Below are 21830 nucleotides of genomic sequence, written 5' to 3' on the forward strand. Positions count from 1 at the left end.
GAGAACCGAGATAATGGCGAATGACTATCAGTTGTGGGGTTTTTTGTCGGCATCAGCCGACTTCTCGCGCCGATAAGCAGGGGCGCGGGGCGCCCCTTGTCGGATCAGAACTGCTCAGGGGTCATGCCGTACAGACTCCCGCTGCCAGCCTTGATGCTGACTTCCAGGGCCAGGCTGCGCGGCAGCAGGCGTTGGAAGAAGAACTGCGCACAGGACAGCTTGGCCCCATAAAAGGTAGGGTCTTGTTCGAGGTTGCGCAGGGACACGGCGGCCATACGTGCCCACATGTAGGCGTAGGCGGTAAGACCAAAGAGGTGCAGGTATTCCACGGCAGTGGCACTGACCAGATTGGCATCATTGGATGCTTGCTCGCGTAGCCAGTGGCTGGTGTACTCCAGGCGATCCAGGGCGTCCTGCAAGGCCTCCCGGTGCGCCGGTGCGTCGGCACAGAAGGTGCGCACTTCTGCCAGGAAACCGGCCAGCGCCTGGCCAGCGTCAGCCAGCACCTTGCGCCCGAGCAGATCCAGTGCCTGGATGCCATTGGTACCTTCGTAAATTTGCGCGATCCGCACATCTCGCACGCGCTGTTCCTGGCCCCATTCGCGGATATAGCCATGGCCACCGAATACCTGCTGGCCCAGCACGCAGCTCTCCAGGCCGTTGTCGGTGAAGAACGCCTTGGCCACCGGCGTCAGCAGCGCCACCAGACGCACGGCCTGCTCCCGTTCGCCCGCGTTCTCGGCATAGCGGGCCAAGTCCAGTTGCTGGCCTACGTAGGTGGCGAAGGCCCGTCCACCTTCGGTCAAGGCGCGCATGGTCAGCAACATGCGCCGTACGTCGCCGTGATGAATGATCGGGTCGGCGATCTTGTCCTTGGCCTGCGGGCCAGTGGCGGCCCGACTTTGCAGGCGGTCCTTGGCATAGCGCGCAGCGCTTTGGTACGAGGCTTCGGCGCAACCGATACCTTGGAGACCGATGGACAGGCGCTCATAGTTCATCATCGTGAACATCGCCGCCAGGCCTTTGTTCGGCTCGCCGACCAGGTAGCCGGTGGCGCCGTCGAAGTTCATCACGCAGGTCGCCGAAGCCTTGATGCCCATCTTGTGTTCGATCGAGCCGCACTGCACGGCGTTGCGCGCACCGAGCGAGCCGTCCGGGTTGACCAGGAACTTGGGCACCAGCAACAGCGAAATCCCCTTTGGACCGGCCGGCGCATCCGGCAGCCTGGCCAGTACCAGGTGGATGATGTTCTCGGTCAGGTCCTGTTCGCCACCGGTGATGAAGATCTTGCTGCCGCTGACCTGGTAGGTGCCGTCGGCCTGGGGTTCGGCGCGGGTGCGGATCAGCCCCAGATCAGTTCCGGCGTGTGGCTCGGTCAGGCACATGCTGCCCGTCCACTGGCCGCTGTAAAGCGGTGGCAGGTAGATAGCCTTGAGGTCGTCACTGGCATGGGCATCGATCGCCAGGCAACTGCCGGCGCTCAGCGCCGAGTACAGGCTGAAGCTGCAGTCGGCGGCGTAGAGCATCTCTTCGAACAGCACGGCGAGCATCTTCGGCATGCCCATGCCGCCATGTTCAGGGTTGCCACCCAGACCGACCCAGCCGCCTTCGCGGTAGGTCTGCCAGGCCTGGCGGAAGCCGTCAGGGGTGATCACCTGGCCGTCGTCGAAGCGTACGCCTTGTTCATCGCCGTTACGGCTGAGCGGGGCGATCAATTGGCCTGTGATCTTTGCCGCCTCTTCGAGGATGGCATCGGCGGTGTCGGCGTCGACCCGCTCGGCCAGAGCGGGCAAGCGTGCCCACAGGGCCGGAGCGTCGAAGACTTCGTGCAGGACGAAACGCATGTCGCGCAGAGGCGCGTTGTAATCAGTCATGTCGGGGCTCGCGTGGATAGTCAGAGGGCCTTGGCCCGGTCGCGCAGGACGTATTTCTGGATCTTGCCCGTGGAGGTCTTGGGCAGCTCGCCGAACACCACGGTCTTGGGCACCTTGAAACCGGCCAGGTGCTCGCGGCACCACTGGATGATGTCTGCCTCCCGGGTGCTGGCTTGTCCTGCCTTGAGGGCGACGAACGCGCAGGGTGTTTCGCCCCACTTTTCATCCGGGCGGGCCACCACGGCGGCTTCGAGCACTGCCGGATGCTTATAGAGGGTGTCTTCGACTTCGATGGTGGAGATATTCTCGCCGCCGGAGATGATGATGTCCTTGAGCCGATCCTTGATCTCGACATAGCCATCGGCATGCCAGACGGCCAGGTCGCCGGTATGGAACCAGCCGCCACGGAAGGCCTCGGCGGTGGCCTCGGGGTTCTTCAGATAGCCCTTCATCACCGTGTTGCCGCGCATGAAGATCTCGCCCAGGGTCGTGCCGTCCTGCGGCACCGGTTGCAGGGTCTGTGGATCGGCCACCATCAGCCCATCCAGGGTCGGATAACGCACACCTTGGAGGGATTTGATCCGAGCCCGCTGCTCCAGCGGCTGTTCATCCCACTCCTCGTGCCAGGCGCAGACGGTGACCGGGCCGTAGACCTCGGTCAGGCCATAAGTGTGGGTGACGCGGATGCCCATCTGCTCGACCGCACCGATCACCTTGGCTGGTGGCGCAGCGCCCGCGACCATTGCCTGCACCGGGTGGCCGATGGCGGCTTTGTCGGCATCGGGCACGTTCACCAGGGCGTTCAGCACGATGGGCGCGCCACACAGGTGACTGACCCGGTGCTCGCGGATCAGGTTGAGGATCTTCTGTGGATCGACCCGGCGCAGGAACACGTGGGTGCCGGCCAGGGCGGTGACGGTCCAGGGGTAGCACCAGCCGTTGCAGTGGAACATCGGCAGTGTCCACAGGTACACCGGATGCTGGCCCATGGACCAGGTCATCTGGTTGCCCAGGGCGTTGAGGTAGGCGCCGCGATGGTGATACACCACGCCTTTGGGATTGCCGGTGGTGCCGGAGGTGTAGTTCAGGGAAATCGCCTGCCATTCGTCATCGGGCCATTCCCAGGCGAACGCCGGATCGCCTTCGGCCAGCAGCGCCTCGTAATCCAGATCGCTGACGGCGCGGCCTTCACCGTACTCTGGATCGTCCACATCGACCACCAGGGGAGGGTGTTCGAGCAGGGCCAGGGCGCCTTCGATCACGCTGTGGAACTCGCGGTCGGTGATCAGTACCTTGGCTTCGCCGTGCTGCAGCATGAAGGCGATGGCCTCGGCGTCCAGACGCACGTTGAGGGTGTTGAGCACCGCGCCGATCATCGGCACGGCAAAGTGCGCTTCGAGCATTGCCGGAATGTTCGGCAACATCACTGCGACGGTGTCGCCCCGGCCAATACCACGCCCGGCCAAGGCACTGGCCAGGCGTCGGCAACGGGCGTAGGTCTGGGCCCAGTCACGACGGATGGCGCCGTGGATCACCGCCGGATAGCGGCCATACACCGCGGCGGTTCGCTCGATGAAGCTCAAGGGGGTGAGGGCGACATGATTGACAGCAGTGGGCATCAGGCCCTGGGAATAGATCGACATGCGGTGGTCCTGTAAGGAGGCAGACGCAGCCTGTGCGCATGGCCCCCGGTGGCTGATTGTTAGCTCTGATCAGGGAAAGGGAGCAGGCCGATGGCTTCTGCCCCTGTCGCATTTTTACGCGAACCGCTATGGTAGCTGGAAGATCGACTATAGCAATATAGTAAAACTACTATAAAAAGAGCCTTCTACGGTGAATACGACCCTATCGCCCTTGCTGGCCAATGACCCGCAACCGAGCCTCTTGCTGGCCCCCGACGCACGCCCGTTGGCGTTCAACTCCGCATTCCAGACGCTGTTCGGCGAGAACACGCAGGCATTGCCCACCAATACCGCCGCGCTGGTAAAGGCATGTCTGCGTCAACGCCGTGCCATCGTCGAAGTGGAGGCCGAGGTTGGGGAGCGCATCCTGCTTTGGACGTTCATTCCCGATGACAACGGCCAGCAGGTCGTGGCCCGCTGCCGCGACGCCAGCGATGAACGTCGCGAGGCGCGCGAGGCCAGCCGTGCCCGGCGTCTGTACCGACTGATTACTGAAAACACCACCGACTTGATTTCCCGGCACAGCCCGGACGGGCGTTTTCTCGATGCCACGCCAGCGGCGTTCCGCTTGCTCGGCCTGTGGCCTGAACAACTGCGCGGCAGCGCCGTGCACACTTTGCTGCACCCCAGCGAGCGGCGTCAGGTGCTGCTGCAGGCCGGTGCGGCGCTGGAAGTGGAGGGCTACCACACCCTGACCTGTCGGGTGCGCCATGCCGATGGCCGTTACCGCTGGTTCGAGATTGCCTGTCGGGCGATCCGCGAGACCTATACCGGCACGGTGGTGGAAATCGTCGCCGTCTCGCGCGACATCACGTTGCGCATCGAAGCCCAGGAGACCCTGGCCCACAGCGCCCGCGTCGCCACCTTGGGCGAGCTCGCCTCGGGCATTGCCCATGAGATCAACCAGCCGCTGGCAGCGGTGCTCAATTACAGCAACGCCAGCCTGCGTTACCTGCACAACCTCGACCATGACCCCCAGGCCCGCGAACGCATCGCTCAGGGCTTGCAACGTATCAACGCCCAGGCCAACCATGCCGCGCAGGTGATCCGTCGCCTGCGGGCCTTCTTGCGCAAGGGGCCGCGTCATCTCCAGGCGCTGGATATCGCCGATGTGGTGGGTGAGGCGTTGCGTTTGTGCGCCTGGGAGGCCGGGCAGGCCCAGGTGCGCATCGAACAGCGCCTGGGCCCGCAGTTGCCCAAGGTTTACGCCGACCGGGTATTGCTCGAGCAGGTGCTGCTCAACCTGCTGCGCAATGCTATCGACGCCAACCGCGAGCAGCACGGGACGCAGGCCTCGCGTATCCTGCTCATCGCCAAGGCCATGGACGACGGGCTGCTGGTGGAGGTCTGCGATCAGGGCCCGGGCGTGGCGGTGGAACGCCTGGATGAGATCTTCACGCCGTTCACCACCACCAAGGCCGATGGCCTGGGATTGGGGCTGAGCATGAGCCGGAGCATTGTCGAGGGCTTTGGTGGCAGCCTACAGGCGCGGCCGGGCGAGGCGGGTGGCTTGGTGCTTTGCTGTCGTCTGCCGGCGAACAACGGATAGGGAGAGGGGCCAGTGGTGCAAGCGAAGGTGTATGTGGTCGATGACGACCAGGGCATGCTCGACTCGACGGTCTGGTTGCTGGAGTCGGTAGGCCTGCGCGCGCTGCCGTTCACAGGGGGGCAGGCGTTTCTCGATGTCTGCGATGACCGCGAGCCGGCCTGCGTGCTTTTGGATGTACGCATGCCAGGCCTGGGCGGGCTGGCGGTACAGGCGGCGCTACGTGAGCGCGGGCTCGACATCCCGGTGATCTTCGTCAGCGGCCACGCCGATGTGCCCATCGTGGTACGGGCCTTCAAGGCCGGTGCCTGCGACTTCATCGAAAAACCCTACAACGACCAATTGCTGCTCGACAGCGTGCAAGCCGCCCTGGACCAGGTCCGTCGCCGACAGCAGGGCAGCGAAGCCCTGGCCGCCGTGCAGGCGCGGATCGACGGGCTCACGCCCCGTGAGCGCGACGTGTTCATTCCCTTGGCCCAAGGGCTGAGCAACCGGGAAATCGCCGAGCAACTGGGCGTCAGCGTCAAGACCGTGGACCTGTATCGAGGGCGGGTGATGAAGCGCCTGCAGGCTGCGAGCCTTCCTGAGCTGGTGGGCATGGCCATCGCTTGTGGGCAGGTCGCGGCGCTGGGATTACAGGAGCCCTGAGGGCTTCTGTACGAAAATTTACATAGCAGGCTATTTAAGGCTTTGACATTCACTGCCTAGGCAGTAATATTTTTAAACAATTGCCTGAGCAGCCTGTCATGTCCCATTTCTCTCCGGAAAACTTCCAGACCTGCACCATCGGCCTGCTGCTTGGCCGCGCCGCGCTCCTGAAGGACCGCATCCTCGACTCTCACCTGGAAGCCGACGGCGTCACTGCCGCCCAGTTCAAGGTGCTGATCATCGTCACCCAGTACCAAGTGGACACGCCGGCCGAGCTGTGCCGCTACCTGGGCCTGGACAGCGGCTCGATGACCCGCATGCTCGATCGCCTCGAGCAGAAGGAACTGATCGTGCGCAACCGCTGCCCCGAAGACCGCCGCCAGGTGCGCCTGGCGTTGACTGCCGAGGGTCAGCGCCTGGCCGACCGGCTGCCGGAGATCGGCGCGGCGGCGATGAACGAGCTGGTCGGTGTGCTCGAGCCCGAAGAGCTCAAGGCCCTTGAAGGCTTGCTTGCCAAGGTGCTGATCAGCGCCGGCGACCCCCTGACGATCAGCCGTTTCGCCGATCGTTGATCCCTCACGACTCATCCAAGGTATTGTCATGGCCACTTCCGCTGACACCTCCACCCCAGCACCTGCGCCGGACAACACAGGCAAGCGCAAGGCCTGGTTGCTTGGCTTGCTGCTGGTGCTGATCCTTGCCGGTGCCGCCGCCTGGGGCTGGTACACCCTGGTCGGGCGCTGGCATGAAAGCACCGACGACGCCTACGTCAATGGCAACGTGGTGGAAATCACGCCGCTGGTGACTGGTACCGTCACCAGCATCGGGGCCGATGATGGCGACTTGGTGCACGAAGGCCAGGTCCTGCTGCGCTTCGACCCGGCCGACAGCGAGGTCGCCTTGCAGGCCGCCGAGGCCAAGCTGGCGCGCACTGTGCGTCAGGTCCGGGGCCTGTACAGCAACGTCGATGCGCTCAAGGCGCAATTGCAGACGCGTCAGGCCGAGTTGCAGAAAGCCCAGGACAATTACAACCGGCGCAAGGTGCTGGCCGACAGTGGGGCGATCGCCGCTGAGGAAATCTCCCACGCTCGCGACGACCTGACCGTCGCCCAGAGCGCCCTGAACAGCGCCCGTCAGCAACTGAACACCAGCACTGCACTGGTCGACGACACCGTAGTCTCCTCGCACCCCGAGGTAATGGCTGCCGCCGCCGACCTGCGCCAGGCCTACCTCGACAATGCCCGCACCACATTGGTAGCACCGGTCACCGGCTACGTGGCCAAGCGTACCGTGCAACTGGGCCAGCGCCTGCAGCCGGGTGTCGCGACCATGGCGGTGATCCCGCTGGATCAGGTCTGGATCGATGCCAACTTCAAGGAAACCCAACTGCGCGACATGCGCATCGGTCAGCCGGTGGAAATCTCTGCCGATCTTTATGGCAGCGACGTGAAATACAGCGGTACCGTGGACAGCCTGGGCGCCGGTACCGGCAGCGCCTTTGCGCTGTTGCCGGCGCAGAACGCCACCGGCAACTGGATCAAGATCGTGCAACGGGTACCGGTGCGTATTCACCTGAACCCCGAACAGCTCAAGGACCACCCCCTGCGTATTGGCCTGTCCACCGTTGTCGAGGTCGACCTGCATGACCAGAGCGGCCCGGCGCTGGCTCAGCAGCCGCCACAGCAAGCCAGCTACACCACCCAGGTGTACGATCGCCAGTTGGTCGAAGCCGACAATCTGATCGCCCGGCTGATCCACGAGAACAGCGCCACCGGCAAGACGGCCCAGCGATGAGCAACGACGCGCCCGCGCAGTTCACTCCGCCGAGCCTGCTGCTGACGACCATCGGCCTGTCGCTGGCGACTTTCATGCAGGTGCTCGACACCACCATCGCCAACGTGGCCCTGCCGACCATCTCCGGCAACCTGGGGGTGAGCTACGAGCAGGGCACCTGGGTGATCACCTCGTTCGCGGTGAGCAATGCCATCGCCTTGCCGCTGACGGGCTGGCTGAGCCGGCGCTTCGGCGAGGTGAAGCTATTCCTGTGGGCCACATTGCTGTTCGTGCTGGCCTCGTTCCTGTGCGGCATCGCCCAGTCGATGCCGGAACTGGTGGCCTTTCGCGTGCTGCAGGGTGTGGTCGCCGGGCCGCTGTACCCGATGACCCAGACGCTGCTGATCGCCGTGTACCCGCCCGCCAAAAGGGGCATGGCGCTGGCCTTGCTGGCCATGGTCACGGTGGTGGCGCCGATTGCCGGGCCGATTCTCGGTGGCTGGATCACCGACAGCTACAGCTGGCCCTGGATCTTCTTCATCAACGTCCCCATCGGCCTGTTCGCCGCGGCCGTGGTGCGCCAGCAGATGCGCGCGCGACCAGTGGTCACCAGCCGTCAGCCGATGGACTATATCGGCCTACTGACGCTGATCATCGGCGTGGGCGCGTTGCAGGTGGTGCTGGACAAAGGCAACGACCTGGATTGGTTCGAATCCTCGTTCATCGTCATCGGCAGCTTGATTTCGGTGGTGTTCCTGGCGGTCTTCATCATCTGGGAACTCACCGATCGTCATCCGGTGGTCAACCTGCGTTTGTTCGTGCACCGCAATTTCCGTGTCGGCACGTTGGTGATGGTGCTTGGCTATGCGGGCTTCTTCGGCATCAACCTGATCCTGCCGCAATGGTTGCAGACCCAGATGGGTTACACCGCCACCTGGGCGGGCTTGGCAGTGGCACCGATCGGCCTGCTGCCTGTGGTCCTGTCGCCATTCGTGGGCAAGTATGCGCACCGGGTCGATCTGCGTTTGCTGGCGGGGTTGGCGTTCCTGGCGATCGGCGCCAGCTGCTATATGCGCGCCGGCTTCACCAGCGAGGTGGACTTCCAGCACGTGGCACTGGTGCAACTGTTCATGGGCATCGGCGTGGCGCTGTTCTTCATGCCGACCTTGAGCATCCTGCTGTCGGATCTGCCGCCTCACCAGATCGCCGATGGCTCGGGGCTGGCGACCTTCCTGCGCACCCTCGGAGGCAGCTTCGCCGCCTCGCTGACCACCTGGATCTGGATTCGCCGCGCCGACCAGCACCACGCGTACCTGAGCGAGCACATCAGTCAGTACGATCCTTCCACCCAGCACATGTTGGAGCAGTTGGGCGGGGCCAACCCGCAGAGCTATGCGCAGCTGGAGCGGATCCTCAACGGCCAGGCCTACATGATGTCGACGGTGGATTACTTCACCTTGATGACCTGGGTGTTCGCAGGGCTGATCCTGCTGGTATGGCTCGCACGGCCGCCGTTCACCGCCAAGGCGGGGCCAGCGTCGGCCGGACACTGATGTAACGGCTTTTTCGCGGATGAGCCCACTCGCGCCTGGCCCGGGTTGCTCCCTGTGACAGCGGACTCGCCCGCGAAGGAGCCCTGCACGCGTGTGACCGCTAACGTTCAGGCGGGCATTCACAACCCTCTGCATTTCTTCTATTGTCGAACGTTCATTTCCAGGCAATTGGCAGATTCATGGAGAACGTCATCGTCATCACCGGTGCCAGCCGTGGCATCGGCGCCGCCACCGCCTTGCTGGCGGCGCAGCAGGGTTATCGCATCTGCATCAACTACCATGCCGACGACCAGGCCGCCGAACAGGTGCTGGCCCAGGTGCGTGCGCTCGGGGCCACGGCCATCGCCGTGCGAGCCGATGCCAGTGTCGAAGATGAAGTGGCGCAGCTGTTCCATCGCGTCGACCAGGAGCTTGGCCCGGTTACCGCGCTGGTCAACAACGCCGGCACCATCGGCCAGCAGAGTCGGGTGGAGGAGATGTCCGAATTCCGCCTGCTCAAGGTGATGAAGACCAACGTGGTCGGCCCGATGCTGTGCGCCAAGCACGCATTGCTACGCATGGCCCGCCGTCATGGCGGGCAGGGCGGGGCGATCGTCAATGTATCGTCTGTGGCGGCGCGCCTTGGCGCTCCCCACGAATACGTCGACTACGCCGCCTCCAAGGGCGCGCTGGACACCTTCACTGTCGGCCTGGCCAAGGAAGTGGCAGGCGAGGGCGTACGGGTCAATGGCGTACGTCCTGGCTACATCCACACAGGTTTCCATGCGTTGAGTGGCGACCCGGACCGGGTATCCAAGCTCGAACCGGGTTTGCCCATGGGGCGTGGTGGACGGCCGGAGGAAGTGGCCGAGGCGATCCTGTGGCTGCTGTCGGACAAAGCGTCCTATTCGACAGGTAGTTTCATTGACCTGGGTGGTGGGCGCTAAGTAGCTGGGGGAGCGCGCACCGCGGTGGGCTGCGAAGCAGACCCTGCTGCGCGATCAGAACGACCTCACGATCCGCCCCAACGTCTCCATGGCCTGCTCGGCACCATCATTCCATGGGCTGCCGTAGTTCAGGCGGATGCAGTTACCAAAGCGCCGCGTGGGCGAGAAGATTGGCCCCGGGGCGATGCTGATGCCCTGGGCCAGGGCCATGTGGAACAACTTGAGCGCATCCATCTGCTCCGGCAGTTCAAGCCACAGGAAGTAACCACCGCTGGGGTGGCTGACCCGGGTCTGCGCCGGGAAATGCCGGGCGATGGCGGCCAGCATGCTCAACTGCTGGCCTTCCAGGGCGTAGCGCAGCTTGCGCAGGTGGCGGTCGTAGCCGCCGTGTTGCAGGTAGTCGGCGATGGCGGCCTGGGCGGGCATCGAGGCGCACAGCGAGGTCATCAGCTTGAGCCGCTCGATCTTCTGGGCAAAGCGCCCGGCAGCCACCCAGCCAATGCGATAGCCCGGTGCCAGGCTCTTGGCGAAGGAACCGCAGTGCATCACCAGGCCCTCGGTGTCGAAGGCCTTGGCCGGCTTGGGCGCTTGCTGAGCATAGTAGAGCTCGGCGTAGACATCGTCCTCGATCAGCGGCACCTTATGACGGCGCAGCAGCTCCACCAGTTCCTGCTTCTTCGCTTCGGGCATGCTTGCGCCCACCGGATTCTGGAAGTTGGTCATGCACCAGACGGCCTTGACCGGGTGTTTCTCCAGCGTTTGCGCCAGCACGGCCAGGTCCATGCCTTCACGTGGATGCACCGGGATTTCCACGGCCTTGAGCTTCAGGCGCTCGAGCACCTGCAGGCAGGCATAGAAGGCCGGCGCTTCGATCGCGACCAGATCGCCGGGCTCGGTGACCGCCTGCAGGCACAGATTGAGCGCCTCCAGGGCGCCGTTGGTGATCAGCAATTCCTCCATGGGCAGCATCAGCCCACCGACCATGTAGCGCAGGGCGATCTGCCTGCGCAGTTGCGGATTGCCCGGTGACAGGTCGGTGACCACCATGCGCGGGTCCATGGCTCGGCTGGCGCTCGCCAGCGAGCGCGACAGACGCTGGAGGGGGAAGAGTTCCGGGCTGGGGAAGGCCGAGCCGAACGGCACGGTATGGGGATCCTTGATCGAGTCGAGGATGGAGAACACCAAGGCGCTGACGTCCACCTGGGTGGATTCGCTGACCGGTGCCAAGGCCTGGGGTTCGCTGAACGGCCGGGGTGCGTGGGCATTGACGAAGTAGCCTGAGCGCGGCCGGGCGCGAATCAGGCCACGGCGCTCGAGCAAGTAGTAGGCCTGAAACACTGTGGACGGGCTGACACCGTGGGTCTGGCTGGCGTAGCGCACCGAAGGTACACGTTGGCCGGGTCCCAGGACGCCGGAGCGGATCAGTTCGGCAATGTCGTCAGCGAATCGTTCGTAGCGTTTCATCGTGGCTCGGCAGTCAAGGTGACAAGTCAGTGTAAGGGATCAACGGTTCAGTGGCGCGACGAAGCGGCTGTCGGCGCGGCTGTAGATCGTCGGCTCATCGCTGTCGCGGACTTCGAAGGTGATCTGCTGGGCACTGCTGGTGGGGCGGTCGGCCAGCAATGCGACCGATACCGGCAGCTCGCTCATTTCTCCGGCGGGAATGACGAAGGCCGTCTTGCCGTTCAGCGCGAAGCCCTCGGCGTCCACCAGACGCAGTTCGTAGCGCTGGGGAGACTGGGTCTTGTTGATGACCTTGAGCAGGTAGATGTTCTCGATCTGGCCTTGAGCGTTCTCGCGGAACAGGCCGCGGTCCTTGATCACATCCAGCGACACCATCGGGCGCAGGTTCAGGGCCACCACCAAGGCACCGATCATCAGCACCAGGGCACTGGCGTAGCCTAGCAGGCGTGGGCGCAGCCAGTGCGTCTTGCCGCCTTGCAAGGTGTGTTCTGACTTGTAGCCGATCAGGCCACGGGCATAGCCCATCTTGTCCATCACGTTGTCGCAGGCGTCGATGCAGGCGGCGCAGCCAATGCAGGCCATCTGCAGGCCGTCGCGGATATCGATGCCGGTGGGGCACACCTGCACGCACAGGGTACAGTCGATGCAATCGCCCAGGTTCTGCGCGCGCGGGTCGCTGCCTTTCTTGCGCGGGCCACGGGCCTCGCCGCGGCGAGGGTCGTAAGCCACCGCCAGGGTGTCCTTGTCGAACATCACGCTCTGAAAACGTGCGTAGGGGCACATGTGCATGCACACCGCTTCGCGCAGCCAGCCGGCGTTGAGGTAGGTGGCGGCGGTGAAGAACACCACCCAGAACAGCGCCACGCCGCCCAACTGCAAGGTGAACAGCGCCTCGGCCAAGGGGCGGATGGGCGTGAAGTACCCCACGAAGGTCAACCCTGTGAGCACGCCGATGGCCAACCACAGGCTGTGCTTTAGGGTGCGGCGCGCAAGCTTCTCAAGGCTCCAGGGGGCTGCAGCGAGCTTGATACGCTGGTTGCGGTCACCTTCGCTGACCTTCTCGCACCACATGAACAGCCAGGTCCATACACTCTGCGGGCAACTGTAGCCGCACCAGACACGGCCCGCGAACACCGTGATGGCAAACAGCCCGAAGGCGCAGATGATCAAAAGCGCCGAGAGCAGGATGAAGTCCTGAGGCCAGAAGGTGGCGCCGAAGATATGGAATTTGCTTTCGGCAAGGTCCCAGAGCACAGCCTGGCGGCCGTTCCAGTCCAGCCAGGCGGTGCCGAAGAACAGCACGAACAGCGCACCGGCAAAGCCAATGCGCAGGTTGCGGTACAGGCCGGTGAAACTGCGTGTATGGATGCCGCTGTCGCCCAGGCGCTTGCGCGGGCTGGCGGGCGCGTCAACGTCGATCACGCGGTACGGGATTCTATCGCTCATGGCTTGTGCTCTTGAGTCTCGATCAGGCCCGGTCACTATGGGGCGCGATCTGTTTCCAGCACAGACTCAGGTGGCGCGATAAAAACCGTATCAGATGAACCGCTGGTACCGCGCAGGCCTCAGATCACGGAGCCTGGCGTGCTTGCCTTCAGATGCCTGCGGCTATCCACCGCACCGGCCACGGTGAGCGCGTCGGCCTCGGCTTCGGTGATGGGGACGCGCTGGTTGGCGAGCAGGGCCACTGACATGCGCAACTGCTCATCCGTGACGATCTCGATGTCCGGCCCTTCGGCCTCGAGGCGTAGGTCTTCGCCGATCAACGTACAGCGGCGGGTGCTTTCGTCGATTTCTACGGGCATGGCGATGTCCTCTTGGTTGGCGGTCTGCAGTTGTGACCGCGCCAAACAGGTGGTTGCTGCATCGCTGCGCTCAGCGGATTCGGTTGCACTCCCGGCAAGCCCAACGGTCCATCCCTTGAGAGGTTCGAGCGTCGCTCCCACGACCTGGAGGTCTGACATGCACCCTTGGTGGCACACGGTATGGCTGGCCATACAAGCCGAGTTCGCCGACATCGCCGACCTGCGCGAGGTCACCCAGATCCTGGTGCGCTTGTTGATGGCCGCCGTGCTGGGCGCGGTGCTGGGATTCGAGCGCGAGCACAAGGGCAAGTCCGCGGGCGTGCGCACGCACATGTTGGTGTGCCTGGGGGCGGCGCTGTTCGTCCTGGCGCCGAGCATGGCCGGCGCTGACGAGCAGGCGCTCAGTCGGGTGATCCAGGGGATCGTCGCGGGGATCGGTTTTCTGGGCGCCGGGACGATTCTCAAAGGGAACGGCCAGGAGACCAGCCATGTGAAAGGCCTGACCACCGCCGCCGGATTGTGGATGACCGCCGCCATCGGCACGGCTGCCGGTGTGGGGCGTGAGGCCACTGCCGTGATCAGCACGGTGCTGGCGCTGCTAGTGCTGGGCAGCATGCCGTTGTTGGTGGAAAAGCTTGAAGGCGAGGATGAAGGGAAGCAGGAGGAGGAGCGTGACAGGAAGCACTGAGGGGAGCCGAAGCTCCCCTCAAAGCGTTGTTGCCTGCTCTTTTTTTATTATTGGAGACTGGCCTGTTGTTGTTTTTGTCAGCCATTGCCTCAGTAGTGCGGGTGGCCCCCACTCGGGGCACAAGAGCAAACGTATTTTTTTGAGCGCTGACCTGCTTTCATCATTGCTGATCCGATGCTGACTGCCGCTACCTTGCAGGTAGTTTTATTGTTCTGTGTCAGACCGCGAGGGCGAACCCTCTGAAAAGCGTGCCTACTCCAAAAAAATCTGCTTGCTACGCCTCTGCCGTGTTGTTCTTGTTATGTCAGAGCCGTTATCTATTGTTTTTATTGGGTGTCACGTTGTTGTTCTTGTTATGCCAGAGATAAAGCAGATGCCATGCCAACTTTTTAAAATCCTTTAAAATCAATGCGTTGTCTGAATTCGCAGAAGCCGGGCCACCTGAAAATCTGTCGATTTGTTTCCCTGTTACCCGATTTTTTGCTGGCAAACGGGGGTGAGGTAACACTCACCCACACACATGTGACACCCGTATGACTCATTGAGCGCTACGCGCCCGTGCAACCCGTGACCCCGTGACGCGGCCCAGCACCGAACTGATGCGCTGGCCGGCCGCGATCAGGCGCTCCAGGTCGATGCCAGTGTCGATTCCCAGGCCTTGCATGAGGTACACCACATCCTCGGTGGCGACGTTGCCGGTCGCGCCCTTGGCGTACGGACAGCCGCCCAGGCCCGCCACGGAACTGTCGAAGACCTGGATGCCTTCGAGCAGACTGGCATAGACATTGGCCAGGGCCTGGCCGTAGGTGTCATGGAAATGCCCGGCCAATTGCCCACGTGGCACCTGGGCCGAGACCACCTCGAACAACCGGCGTGTTTCGCCAGCGGTACCGGTGCCGATGGTGTCGCCCAAAGACACTTCGTAGCAGCCCATCTCATGCAGTGCCCGCGCCACCGGCGCGACCTGCTCGGCGCTAACCTTGCCTTCGTAAGGGCAGCCCAGCACGCACGACACATAACCGCGCACGCGCACGCCATGGCTGCGTGCCGCCTCCATGATCGGCTCGAAGCGCTTGAGGCTCTCGCTGATCGAGCAATTGATGTTGCGCTGTGAGAAGGACTCGGATGCGGCGGCGAATACCGCCACTTCTTTCACGCCAGCTGCCAGGGCGTCTTCGAAACCACGCAAGTTGGGCGCCAGGGCGGCGTAGGTCACGCCCGGGCGTTGCTTGATGGCGGCGAACACCTCGGCTGAGCCGGCCATCTGCGGTACCCATTTGGGCGAGACGAAGCTGCCCACCTCGATATAGGACAACCCGGCCTCGGTGAGCTCGTCCACCAGGCGCACTTTGTCCGCGACGCTGATGGGCTGGGCTTCGTTCTGCAGGCCGTCGCGCGGGCCGACTTCGACCAGGCGGACTTTCTCGGGCAATGACATGGCGGGGTTCCTGTGTCAGGTCAACGGTTATTGTGATTGTGCTGGTTGAGGGTGGCGGCCAGGGCCTGCTCGCAGCGTTCCTGGGCGGTGTCCAGCTCCAGGTGCATTTGTTGGATATCCAGCATCTGCTGTTCCAACTGAGCGCGGCGCTCGGCGATCTTGGCCAGCATGCTGTTGAGCTGCTTGAGATTGCCGCTGGTGGGGTCATACAGCTCGATCAGTTCCCGGCATTCGGCCAGGGAGAAACCGATGCGCTTGCCGCGCAGGATCAGCTTCAAGGTGACCTTGTCGCGCGCCGAATAGATGCGCTCCAGGCCTCGACGTTCGGGGCTGAGCAGGCCTTGCTCCTCATAGAAGCGAATCGCGCGGGTGGTGATGTCCAGCTCGCGGGACAGGTCGGAGATGCTGTAGGTCTGGCTGCTCATGCTTGGGCTCGGAAGAGGTGATAGCCGCTAACCTAAAGGCTGCTTGACGTAAACGTCAAGCAGGCGCTGCTGGCCCCTGGGATTGGGCCGATCGCCGGAAGCCATTTGGCGTCTGGCCGGACAGGCGCTTGAAGAACCGGGCGAAGTAGGTCGGGTCGGTGAAGCCCAGGCGGTCTGACAGCTGGCCGATGCTCATGCGTGTGTACACCAGGTTGCGTCGTGCTTCCAGCAACAGGCGCTGGTGAACGACTTGCAGAGCAGTCTGCCCGGCCAGGTCCCGGCACAGCTGGTTGAGACGCAGGCTGGAAATACCCAGCTTCGCCGCGAAGTCTTCGACCGACAGGTGCTCGCGGTAATGGGCTTCCACCAAGCGCAGGTATCGGCTGAGCAATTGCCGGTCGCGTTCATCTCGGTTGCGCGGGGCCTGGCCCAGTTGTTGGCGACGGCTGATCCACACCATCAGTGCGGTGAGCAGCGCCTGCAGCATGGCGGCCCGCCCTGGCGCGTGGCCCTGGTATTCCTGCTGCAGCGTGTCGATCAGACCGTGCAGGCGGATGCGGTCCTTGCCCAGCGGGTAGCAACCCACCGACGTCAGCACTGCCAGGGGCGCGCCGAGGCGCTGCTCCAGATCGGCCACCAGGGCGGTGCCGAACGTCAGCACGTGGCCCTGGATGTCGGCGCTGAAACGAAACCCATGCACGGTCAGCGGAGGGACCACCTGGATGGCCGCTTCGCGGATTTCGCTGTGCTGGCCTTCGATCTGTACCTGCGCCTGGCCCCGTTGCACGTAAAGCAGCTGGAACAGCTCGGCATGGCGATGGGGCTTGATTTCCCAGTGGTGCAAACGGCTGCGTGCAGGGATCGACTCGCAATGCAGCAGGTCGGTACCGGGCCAGGCCTGGTTTTCGCCGTAGAGCTGGAACAGCGGCACTCCGGGAAGTCGAGTGGTCATGGCATATCTGTCCGTTAATCGAACGAAATTTGCAAAAGTGCAGTTAATGCATGGGATTTCACACTTTTTGCCTGGCAGTGGCCAGTAAAAATGCAGATGCAAACCCAAATCAGCAGATGCCAGGGCATGTGTTGCCAGTGCCGGCATCGATACGACGAGACAACAATAATGAAGACTCAGGTTGCAATCATCGGGGCCGGTCCGTCCGGCCTGCTGCTTGGCCAGTTGCTGCACAAGGCTGGCATCGACACCGTGATCCTCGAACGCCAGACACCCGACTACGTGCTCGGGCGCATCCGTGCCGGTGTGCTGGAGCAGGGCACGGTCGACCTGTTGCGCGAGGCGGGTGTCGCCGAACGCATGGATCGTGAAGGACTGGTGCACGAGGGCGTCGAGCTGCTGGTCGGCGGCCGTCGCCAACGCCTTGACCTGAAGGCCCTCACCGGCGGCAAGACGGTCATGGTGTACGGCCAGACCGAGGTCACCCGTGACCTCATGCAGGCCCGCCAGGCCAGCGGTGCGCCGATCATCTACTCGGCCAGCCAGGTGCAGTTACACGGGCTGGACTCTTCACAGCCCTTTGTCACTTTCGAACAGGACGGCCAACGCCTGCGCCTGGATTGCGATTACATTGCCGGATGCGATGGTTTCCACGGTGTGTCGCGCCAGAGCATCCCTGCGGGGGTGCTCAAACAATACGAGCGCGTCTATCCGTTCGGCTGGCTGGGCCTTTTGGCCGATACGCCGCCGGTCAACCACGAGCTGATCTACGCCCACCATGAGCGCGGGTTCGTGCTGTGCAGCCAGCGTTCCCACACCCGCAGCCGCTACTACCTGCAGGTGCCGCTGCACGAGCGTGTGGAAGATTGGAGCGACGAGCGCTTTTGGGAAGAGCTCAAGGCGCGGCTGCCAGAGGACGTGGCGGCGCGTTTGATCACCGGGGCGGCGCTGGAGAAAAGCATCGCACCGCTGCGCAGCCAGGTGGTCGAGCCCATGCAGTTCGGCCGGCTGTTTTTGCTCGGCGATGCCGCGCACATCGTCCCGCCCACGGGTGCCAAGGGGCTTAACCTGGCGGCGTCGGACGTCAATTACCTCTACCGGATCCTGGTCAAGGTCTACCGCGAAGGGCGTACCGACCTGCTGGCTCAGTACTCGCCCCTGGCCCTGCGTCGGGTGTGGAAGGGTGAGCGCTTCAGCTGGTTCATGACCCAGTTGCTGCATGACTTCGGCGAGCATCAGGATGACTGGGACCGCAAGATGCAGGAAGCTGACCGGGAGTATTACCTCAACTCGCCGGCCGGGTTGGTGAACATTGCCGAGAACTATGTGGGGTTGCCGTTCGAGGCGGTGGAGTAGGGCGGACGGCTCCATTCGCCCTCATTTCTCCAGTAACGCCACGATCTCCCGATATCCTCGCTGCTGCGCATGCTCCAGCGCCGTCACGCCGTCCTTGTCGGTGATCGCAGGGGCCGCCCCGGCCGCCAGCAGCCGGCGGACGATGTCCACGTGACGCGGGCCGCCATCGCCAAGGATCACCGTCTCCAGCAAGGCGGTCCAGTGCAGGCGGTTGAGATGGTTCACGTCGACACCTGCGTCGATCAGCATCTGTACGGTCTGCACATGGCCGCGTTCGGCGGCGGGAATCAGCGCGGTGCCACCGTAGCGGTTGGTGCTCTTGAGGTCGGCACCGTGATCCAGGGTCAATCGCAGGATCTCGTTCAGACCACGGGCCCCGGCATATAAATAAGGACTGTCCTGGATGTCGTCCTTGGCGTTGACGTCGGCGCCAGCCTCTATCAGCACCTTGGCTGTCGCGACCTCATTGGCGTGGGTGGCCACCAGCAGCGCGGTGCGGCGCCGAGCGTCCCGCGCATCGACGTTGGCGCCTTCATCGAGCAGACGGCGTACGGCAGAAGCATCGCCACGCTGGGCGGCATTGAGCAGTTGGGTATCCATGGCAAGGGTCTCGGCGTGGGCGACAACGCTGATGAGCAAGGCGAAGAGGGCGGCGAACGGCAAGCGCATGGGAGAGGCTCCTGAATGACCGGTCTTCATCCTAGGAAATACCCTTGAGTGCTTGAAGTTAATTCTGCGCATGAACATCAGTGCATTTCTGGATATACCCCTGTTTTCGGGCTTTTGCGCAGGTTCGGCTAAAATCGCTGGTTTTGGCGCCCTGCGCCTGCCCTCGAATTACAGGATGTCCTTCTTGAAAAGGCCTTTACCCGTTGTAGTGCGTGTCACGGCTCTGTGTTGCCTGGCGACCTTGACCAGTTGTGGCTGGGGTGGACGAACGGCAGAAACGCCCTCAGTCTTGCCGTTGCCACCCGAGCTCGACTCCGGCTACCGCGCCGGGTTACAGCCGACTCATGCCAGCCGGCACATGGCTGCCGCCGCCAACCCCTTGGCCAGTGACGCAGGGCGCTCGGTGTTGCGCGCAGGTGGCAGCGCCATCGACGCTGCCATCGCCATGCAGGCGGTGCTCACCTTGGTCGAACCGCAGTCCAGCGGTATCGGTGGAGGGGCTTTCATCCTCTATTGGGACGGGCACCAGGTCCAGGCCTTCGACGGTCGTGAAACCGCACCCTCGGGCGTTACGCCGAACCTGTTCCTCAAGTCTGATGGCACGCCCATGGCCTTTCGGGACGCCCAGATCGGCGGCCGCTCAGTGGCCGTACCCGGCGTGCTGCGCGCCTTGCATTTGGCCCATGAACAACATGGTCGACTGCCATGGCGCGACCTGTTTGCCCCGGCCATCGCCTTGGCCCGCGATGGCTTCCCGATGTCCAAGCGATTGCACACATTGCTGGCAGCGGACCCCTATGTCGCCGGCTCGCCCGGCATGGCCCGCTATTTTCTCGATGCCCAAGGCAAGCCCCTGGCGGTCGGCACGCTTCTGAAGAACCCCGAGCTTGCACAGACCCTGGAACTGATCGCCACGCAGGGGCCTGATGCGTTCTACACCGGCGATATTGCCCAGGCGATGGTCGAGGCCGTGCGCGGCCATGCCAACCCCGGCCTGCTGTCGCTCGAAGACCTGCGCCGCTACCAAGCCAAGGAGCGCACGCCCGTCTGTGGGCCTTACAAGATCTGGCGCATTTGCGGCATGCCACCGCCATCCTCCGGTGGCGTCGCGGTATTGCAGACCCTGGGCATCCTCGAAGCCCTGCAGTCGGCCACGCCGTCGCTGGACCTGGCCAGCATGGCTCCAACGCAGGCACTGTCGGTGGCAGGTCTGGAACCTGCGCCCATGGCGGTTCACCTGATCGCCGAGGCCGAGCGCCTGGCTTACGCCGACCGCGCTCAGTATCTGGCTGACAGCGACTATGTGGCGGTGAATCTCCAAGGGCTGACCAACAAGGCGTACCTGGCGAGTCGTGCCCGGCTGATTGGCCCGAGCAGCATGAAGCACGCCGAGGCCGGTACACCGCCGGGTAGCAACCTGGCCCTGTCGCCTGATCGTTCGCCCTTGCGCATCGCCACCTCTCATGTTTCGGCCGTCGACGATCTGGGCGGTGCGGTTGCCATGACCACGTCCGTGGAGGCCGCGTTTGGCTCGCACCTGTTCGTCAAAGGATTCCTGCTGAACAATCACCTGACCGACTTCTCGTTCGTACCCAGCGCAGACGGCAAGCCCGTCGCCAATGCGGTCGCTCCCGGCAAGCGACCGCTGTCCTCGATGTCGCCGACACTGGTATTCACACGTGAGTCCGGCGAACTGCTGGCCAGTCTGGGCTCACCCGGTGGCTCGCAGATCATCGGTTACGTGAACAAGGCATTGATCGGCCTGCTGGACTGGAAGCTCGACCCCCAGGCGGCCATCAACCTGCCCAACTTCGGCAGTCGCAACCTCGGCACCGAGGTGGAAGCGGGGTTGGCAAGCCCAGCCCTGATACAGGCGCTTCAAGCCCGCGGCCATGAGGTGACACCGATGACGATGACCAGTGGGACGCAGATCATCCAGCGCACCGCTGACGGCTGGTCGGCGGGTGCCGATCCCCGACGTGAAGGGACGGCGCTGGGCGACTGAGGCGCTTGCGCGTGCGGTTGCCGGCGGTGAATGGGCGTGCTAGAAGTCGGGTCTGCCATTCAGAAGTTGAATACACCGATGTCTATCAGCGTTAAACCGAATAGGGCCCTGTTCGACCTCGACCTGCTGCGCGCCATTGTCGTGGTGGCCGACTGCGGTAGTTTCACCACGGCGGCGACGCGCTTGCACTCCACCCAGTCGACCATCAGCCAGAAAGTACGCCGGCTGGAGGACATGGTGGGGCACCGCCTGCTGGTGCGAGGCAACCGCGACGTGCTGCCCACGGACGCAGGGCAGACACTGCTGGGTTATGCCCGGCACATGCTGGCGCTGAACGACCAGATGCTCGAAGCCCTGGCGGGGGCGATGGTTGGCGTGACGGTGCGCTTGGGAGTACCTGAGGATTTCGTCGGTGGGCGCACCACCAATGCCTTGTCGGCATTCAGTCGACGCCATCCGCAGGTCAAGTTGGAGGTTACCAGCGGGTTGTGCCGGGACCTGAGCCAAGCCTACGACAACGGTGAATTGGACCTGGTGTTGCTCAAGCAGCGGCGTAATGCGAGGGAAGGGGTGGCGTGCTGGCCTGAGCGATTGCAGTGGATCGACAGTGCCCGGACACCGGCCTTCGAACTCGACCCGATCCCTCTGGTGACTTTTCCGCCGCGGGGGTTGTATCGCGATGACATGATTACCGCGATCGAGGGGATGGGGCGGCGTTGGCGTATCAGCTTTACCAGCTCCAGCTTGAGCGGGATACAGGCGGCGGTGGCCGATGGCATGGGGATCAGTCTGTTGCCGCCGCGGGCGGCGACGGCGGAGCACCGGGTGTTGGGCGTGGAGCAGGGGCTGCCGGAGGTCGATAGCTACGAGATCGTGGTGGTGCATCGGCCGACGGCGGATGGAATGGTTCGGGCGTTGGCCGAGGTGCTCATGGAGTTGCTTGCGGCGCACGAGATTTGATTTGGCGTTGTTGGTTGTTGGTTGTTGGTTTTGAGGTTTGTGGGCTTATCCGTTTGATTTGGCGAC

The 21830-nt window shown here is 63.6% G+C and carries 19 protein-coding genes; 10 read left to right on the top strand and 9 right to left on the bottom strand.

Annotation, left to right across the window (positions count from 1 at the left end):
• Positions 1–104 precede the first annotated feature (104 nt).
• Entirely contained in the window at positions 105–1874 is a 1770-nt protein-coding gene (locus tag HMPREF3173_RS16645) for an acyl-CoA dehydrogenase C-terminal domain-containing protein (RefSeq protein ID WP_070574649.1), read from the bottom strand.
• 20 nt (positions 1875–1894) lie between these two features.
• Positions 1895–3517 carry an acyl-CoA synthetase gene (locus HMPREF3173_RS16650; protein ID WP_070574652.1) on the bottom strand — a complete coding sequence of 541 codons (1623 nt, stop codon included), beginning with the start codon at positions 3515–3517 and terminating at the stop codon, positions 1895–1897.
• 190 nt (positions 3518–3707) lie between these two features.
• Between HMPREF3173_RS16650 and HMPREF3173_RS16655 the strand changes: the two genes are divergently transcribed.
• The 6 genes from HMPREF3173_RS16655 (at position 3708) to HMPREF3173_RS16680 (ending at position 10002) form a co-directional block, all read left to right on the top strand.
• The gene (locus tag HMPREF3173_RS16655; protein WP_070574655.1) at positions 3708–5105 is read left to right on the top strand and encodes a sensor histidine kinase; all 1398 of its coding nucleotides are present in this window, start codon (positions 3708–3710) and stop codon (positions 5103–5105) included.
• 12 nt (positions 5106–5117) lie between these two features.
• Positions 5118–5750 carry a response regulator transcription factor gene (locus HMPREF3173_RS16660; protein ID WP_070574657.1) on the top strand — a complete coding sequence of 211 codons (633 nt, stop codon included), beginning with the start codon at positions 5118–5120 and terminating at the stop codon, positions 5748–5750.
• A 98-nt stretch (positions 5751–5848) separates the two neighbouring features.
• Complete coding sequence (locus HMPREF3173_RS16665) at positions 5849–6322, top strand: MarR family winged helix-turn-helix transcriptional regulator (RefSeq protein ID WP_043211269.1); 474 nt, start codon at positions 5849–5851, stop codon at positions 6320–6322.
• 28 nt (positions 6323–6350) lie between these two features.
• The gene (locus HMPREF3173_RS16670; protein WP_070574659.1) at positions 6351–7544 is read left to right on the top strand and encodes an HlyD/EmrA/EmrK family protein; all 1194 of its coding nucleotides are present in this window, start codon (positions 6351–6353) and stop codon (positions 7542–7544) included.
• Positions 7541–9076 (top strand): DHA2 family efflux MFS transporter permease subunit, encoded by a 1536-nt coding sequence (locus HMPREF3173_RS16675; protein ID WP_070574661.1) that lies wholly within the window; start codon positions 7541–7543, stop codon positions 9074–9076. Before HMPREF3173_RS16670 ends, HMPREF3173_RS16675 begins: the two co-directional genes overlap by 4 nt.
• 179 nt (positions 9077–9255) lie before the next feature.
• Positions 9256–10002 (top strand): SDR family oxidoreductase, encoded by a 747-nt coding sequence (locus HMPREF3173_RS16680; protein WP_043211264.1) that lies wholly within the window; start codon positions 9256–9258, stop codon positions 10000–10002.
• Between the two features lie 54 nt (positions 10003–10056).
• On the opposite strand, the gene mapR is transcribed toward HMPREF3173_RS16680, so the two are convergent.
• The 3 genes from mapR to HMPREF3173_RS16695 form a co-directional block, all read right to left on the bottom strand.
• The gene (mapR, locus tag HMPREF3173_RS16685; protein WP_070574662.1) at positions 10057–11466 is read right to left on the bottom strand and encodes a GntR family transcriptional regulator MpaR; all 1410 of its coding nucleotides are present in this window, start codon (positions 11464–11466) and stop codon (positions 10057–10059) included.
• A 39-nt stretch (positions 11467–11505) separates the two neighbouring features.
• On the bottom strand, positions 11506–12912 hold the full coding sequence (gene ccoG, locus HMPREF3173_RS16690) for a cytochrome c oxidase accessory protein CcoG (protein ID WP_070574664.1): 1407 nt from the start codon (positions 12910–12912) through the stop codon (positions 11506–11508).
• 119 nt (positions 12913–13031) lie between these two features.
• Positions 13032–13271 (bottom strand): DUF3203 family protein, encoded by a 240-nt coding sequence (locus HMPREF3173_RS16695; protein WP_043211257.1) that lies wholly within the window; start codon positions 13269–13271, stop codon positions 13032–13034.
• A 157-nt stretch (positions 13272–13428) separates the two neighbouring features.
• Between HMPREF3173_RS16695 and HMPREF3173_RS16700 the strand changes: the two genes are divergently transcribed.
• On the top strand, positions 13429–13959 hold the full coding sequence (locus HMPREF3173_RS16700; protein ID WP_070574667.1) for an MgtC/SapB family protein: 531 nt from the start codon (positions 13429–13431) through the stop codon (positions 13957–13959).
• A gap of 538 nt (positions 13960–14497) precedes the next feature.
• On the opposite strand, the gene HMPREF3173_RS16705 is transcribed toward HMPREF3173_RS16700, so the two are convergent.
• The 3 genes from HMPREF3173_RS16705 to HMPREF3173_RS16715 are packed head-to-tail and all read right to left on the bottom strand — an operon-like array spanning position 14498 to position 16774.
• Positions 14498–15397 carry a hydroxymethylglutaryl-CoA lyase gene (locus HMPREF3173_RS16705; protein ID WP_070574669.1) on the bottom strand — a complete coding sequence of 300 codons (900 nt, stop codon included), beginning with the start codon at positions 15395–15397 and terminating at the stop codon, positions 14498–14500.
• Between the two features lie 20 nt (positions 15398–15417).
• Positions 15418–15822: a MerR family transcriptional regulator gene (locus HMPREF3173_RS16710; RefSeq protein ID WP_043211252.1), complete on the bottom strand. Its 405-nt coding sequence runs from the start codon at positions 15820–15822 to the stop codon at positions 15418–15420.
• Between the two features lie 55 nt (positions 15823–15877).
• Positions 15878–16774, bottom strand: a complete 897-nt coding sequence (locus tag HMPREF3173_RS16715) for a helix-turn-helix domain-containing protein (RefSeq protein ID WP_070574671.1) — start codon at positions 16772–16774, stop codon at positions 15878–15880.
• Positions 16775–16942: 168 nt separating this feature from the next.
• Here HMPREF3173_RS16715 and pobA point away from each other — a divergent pair, with 168 nt between their 5' ends.
• On the top strand, positions 16943–18130 hold the full coding sequence (gene pobA, locus HMPREF3173_RS16720; protein WP_070574672.1) for a 4-hydroxybenzoate 3-monooxygenase: 1188 nt from the start codon (positions 16943–16945) through the stop codon (positions 18128–18130).
• 21 nt (positions 18131–18151) lie between these two features.
• Here the strand turns inward: pobA and HMPREF3173_RS16725 are convergent, their stop codons facing one another.
• Positions 18152–18799: an ankyrin repeat domain-containing protein gene (locus HMPREF3173_RS16725; RefSeq protein WP_070574675.1), complete on the bottom strand. Its 648-nt coding sequence runs from the start codon at positions 18797–18799 to the stop codon at positions 18152–18154.
• A 175-nt stretch (positions 18800–18974) separates the two neighbouring features.
• Between HMPREF3173_RS16725 and ggt the strand changes: the two genes are divergently transcribed.
• Complete coding sequence (ggt, locus tag HMPREF3173_RS16730; protein ID WP_083300084.1) at positions 18975–20804, top strand: gamma-glutamyltransferase; 1830 nt, start codon at positions 18975–18977, stop codon at positions 20802–20804.
• Positions 20805–20882: 78 nt separating this feature from the next.
• Positions 20883–21764 carry a LysR family transcriptional regulator gene (locus HMPREF3173_RS16735; protein ID WP_043211342.1) on the top strand — a complete coding sequence of 294 codons (882 nt, stop codon included), beginning with the start codon at positions 20883–20885 and terminating at the stop codon, positions 21762–21764.
• The last annotated feature ends 66 nt before the right edge of the window (positions 21765–21830 follow it).

It is taken from the genome of Pseudomonas sp. HMSC08G10 (genome assembly GCF_001808425.1).
Taxonomy (GTDB): Bacteria; Pseudomonadota; Gammaproteobacteria; order Pseudomonadales; family Pseudomonadaceae; genus Aquipseudomonas; species Aquipseudomonas guariconensis.

Bases quoted from the DNA above. Each gene is read 5' to 3' on its own strand.
- pobA (WP_070574672.1), top strand. From the start codon at position 16,943: ATGAAGACTCAGGTTGCAATCATCGGGGCCGGTCCGTCCGGCCTGCTG.
- HMPREF3173_RS16700 (WP_070574667.1), top strand. From the start codon at position 13,429: ATGCACCCTTGGTGGCACACGGTATGGCTGGCCATACAAGCCGAGTTC.
- HMPREF3173_RS16670 (WP_070574659.1), top strand. From the start codon at position 6,351: ATGGCCACTTCCGCTGACACCTCCACCCCAGCACCTGCGCCGGACAAC.
- HMPREF3173_RS16705 (WP_070574669.1), bottom strand. From the start codon at position 15,397: ATGTCATTGCCCGAGAAAGTCCGCCTGGTCGAAGTCGGCCCGCGCGAC.
- HMPREF3173_RS16650 (WP_070574652.1), bottom strand. From the start codon at position 3,517: ATGTCGATCTATTCCCAGGGCCTGATGCCCACTGCTGTCAATCATGTC.
- HMPREF3173_RS16665 (WP_043211269.1), top strand. From the start codon at position 5,849: ATGTCCCATTTCTCTCCGGAAAACTTCCAGACCTGCACCATCGGCCTG.
- ggt (WP_083300084.1), top strand. From the start codon at position 18,975: ATGTCCTTCTTGAAAAGGCCTTTACCCGTTGTAGTGCGTGTCACGGCT.
- HMPREF3173_RS16680 (WP_043211264.1), top strand. From the start codon at position 9,256: ATGGAGAACGTCATCGTCATCACCGGTGCCAGCCGTGGCATCGGCGCC.
- HMPREF3173_RS16715 (WP_070574671.1), bottom strand. From the start codon at position 16,774: ATGACCACTCGACTTCCCGGAGTGCCGCTGTTCCAGCTCTACGGCGAA.
- HMPREF3173_RS16645 (WP_070574649.1), bottom strand. From the start codon at position 1,874: ATGACTGATTACAACGCGCCTCTGCGCGACATGCGTTTCGTCCTGCAC.
- ccoG (WP_070574664.1), bottom strand. From the start codon at position 12,912: ATGAGCGATAGAATCCCGTACCGCGTGATCGACGTTGACGCGCCCGCC.
- HMPREF3173_RS16695 (WP_043211257.1), bottom strand. From the start codon at position 13,271: ATGCCCGTAGAAATCGACGAAAGCACCCGCCGCTGTACGTTGATCGGC.
- mapR (WP_070574662.1), bottom strand. From the start codon at position 11,466: ATGAAACGCTACGAACGATTCGCTGACGACATTGCCGAACTGATCCGC.
- HMPREF3173_RS16725 (WP_070574675.1), bottom strand. From the start codon at position 18,799: ATGCGCTTGCCGTTCGCCGCCCTCTTCGCCTTGCTCATCAGCGTTGTC.
- HMPREF3173_RS16710 (WP_043211252.1), bottom strand. From the start codon at position 15,822: ATGAGCAGCCAGACCTACAGCATCTCCGACCTGTCCCGCGAGCTGGAC.
- HMPREF3173_RS16735 (WP_043211342.1), top strand. From the start codon at position 20,883: ATGTCTATCAGCGTTAAACCGAATAGGGCCCTGTTCGACCTCGACCTG.
- HMPREF3173_RS16675 (WP_070574661.1), top strand. From the start codon at position 7,541: ATGAGCAACGACGCGCCCGCGCAGTTCACTCCGCCGAGCCTGCTGCTG.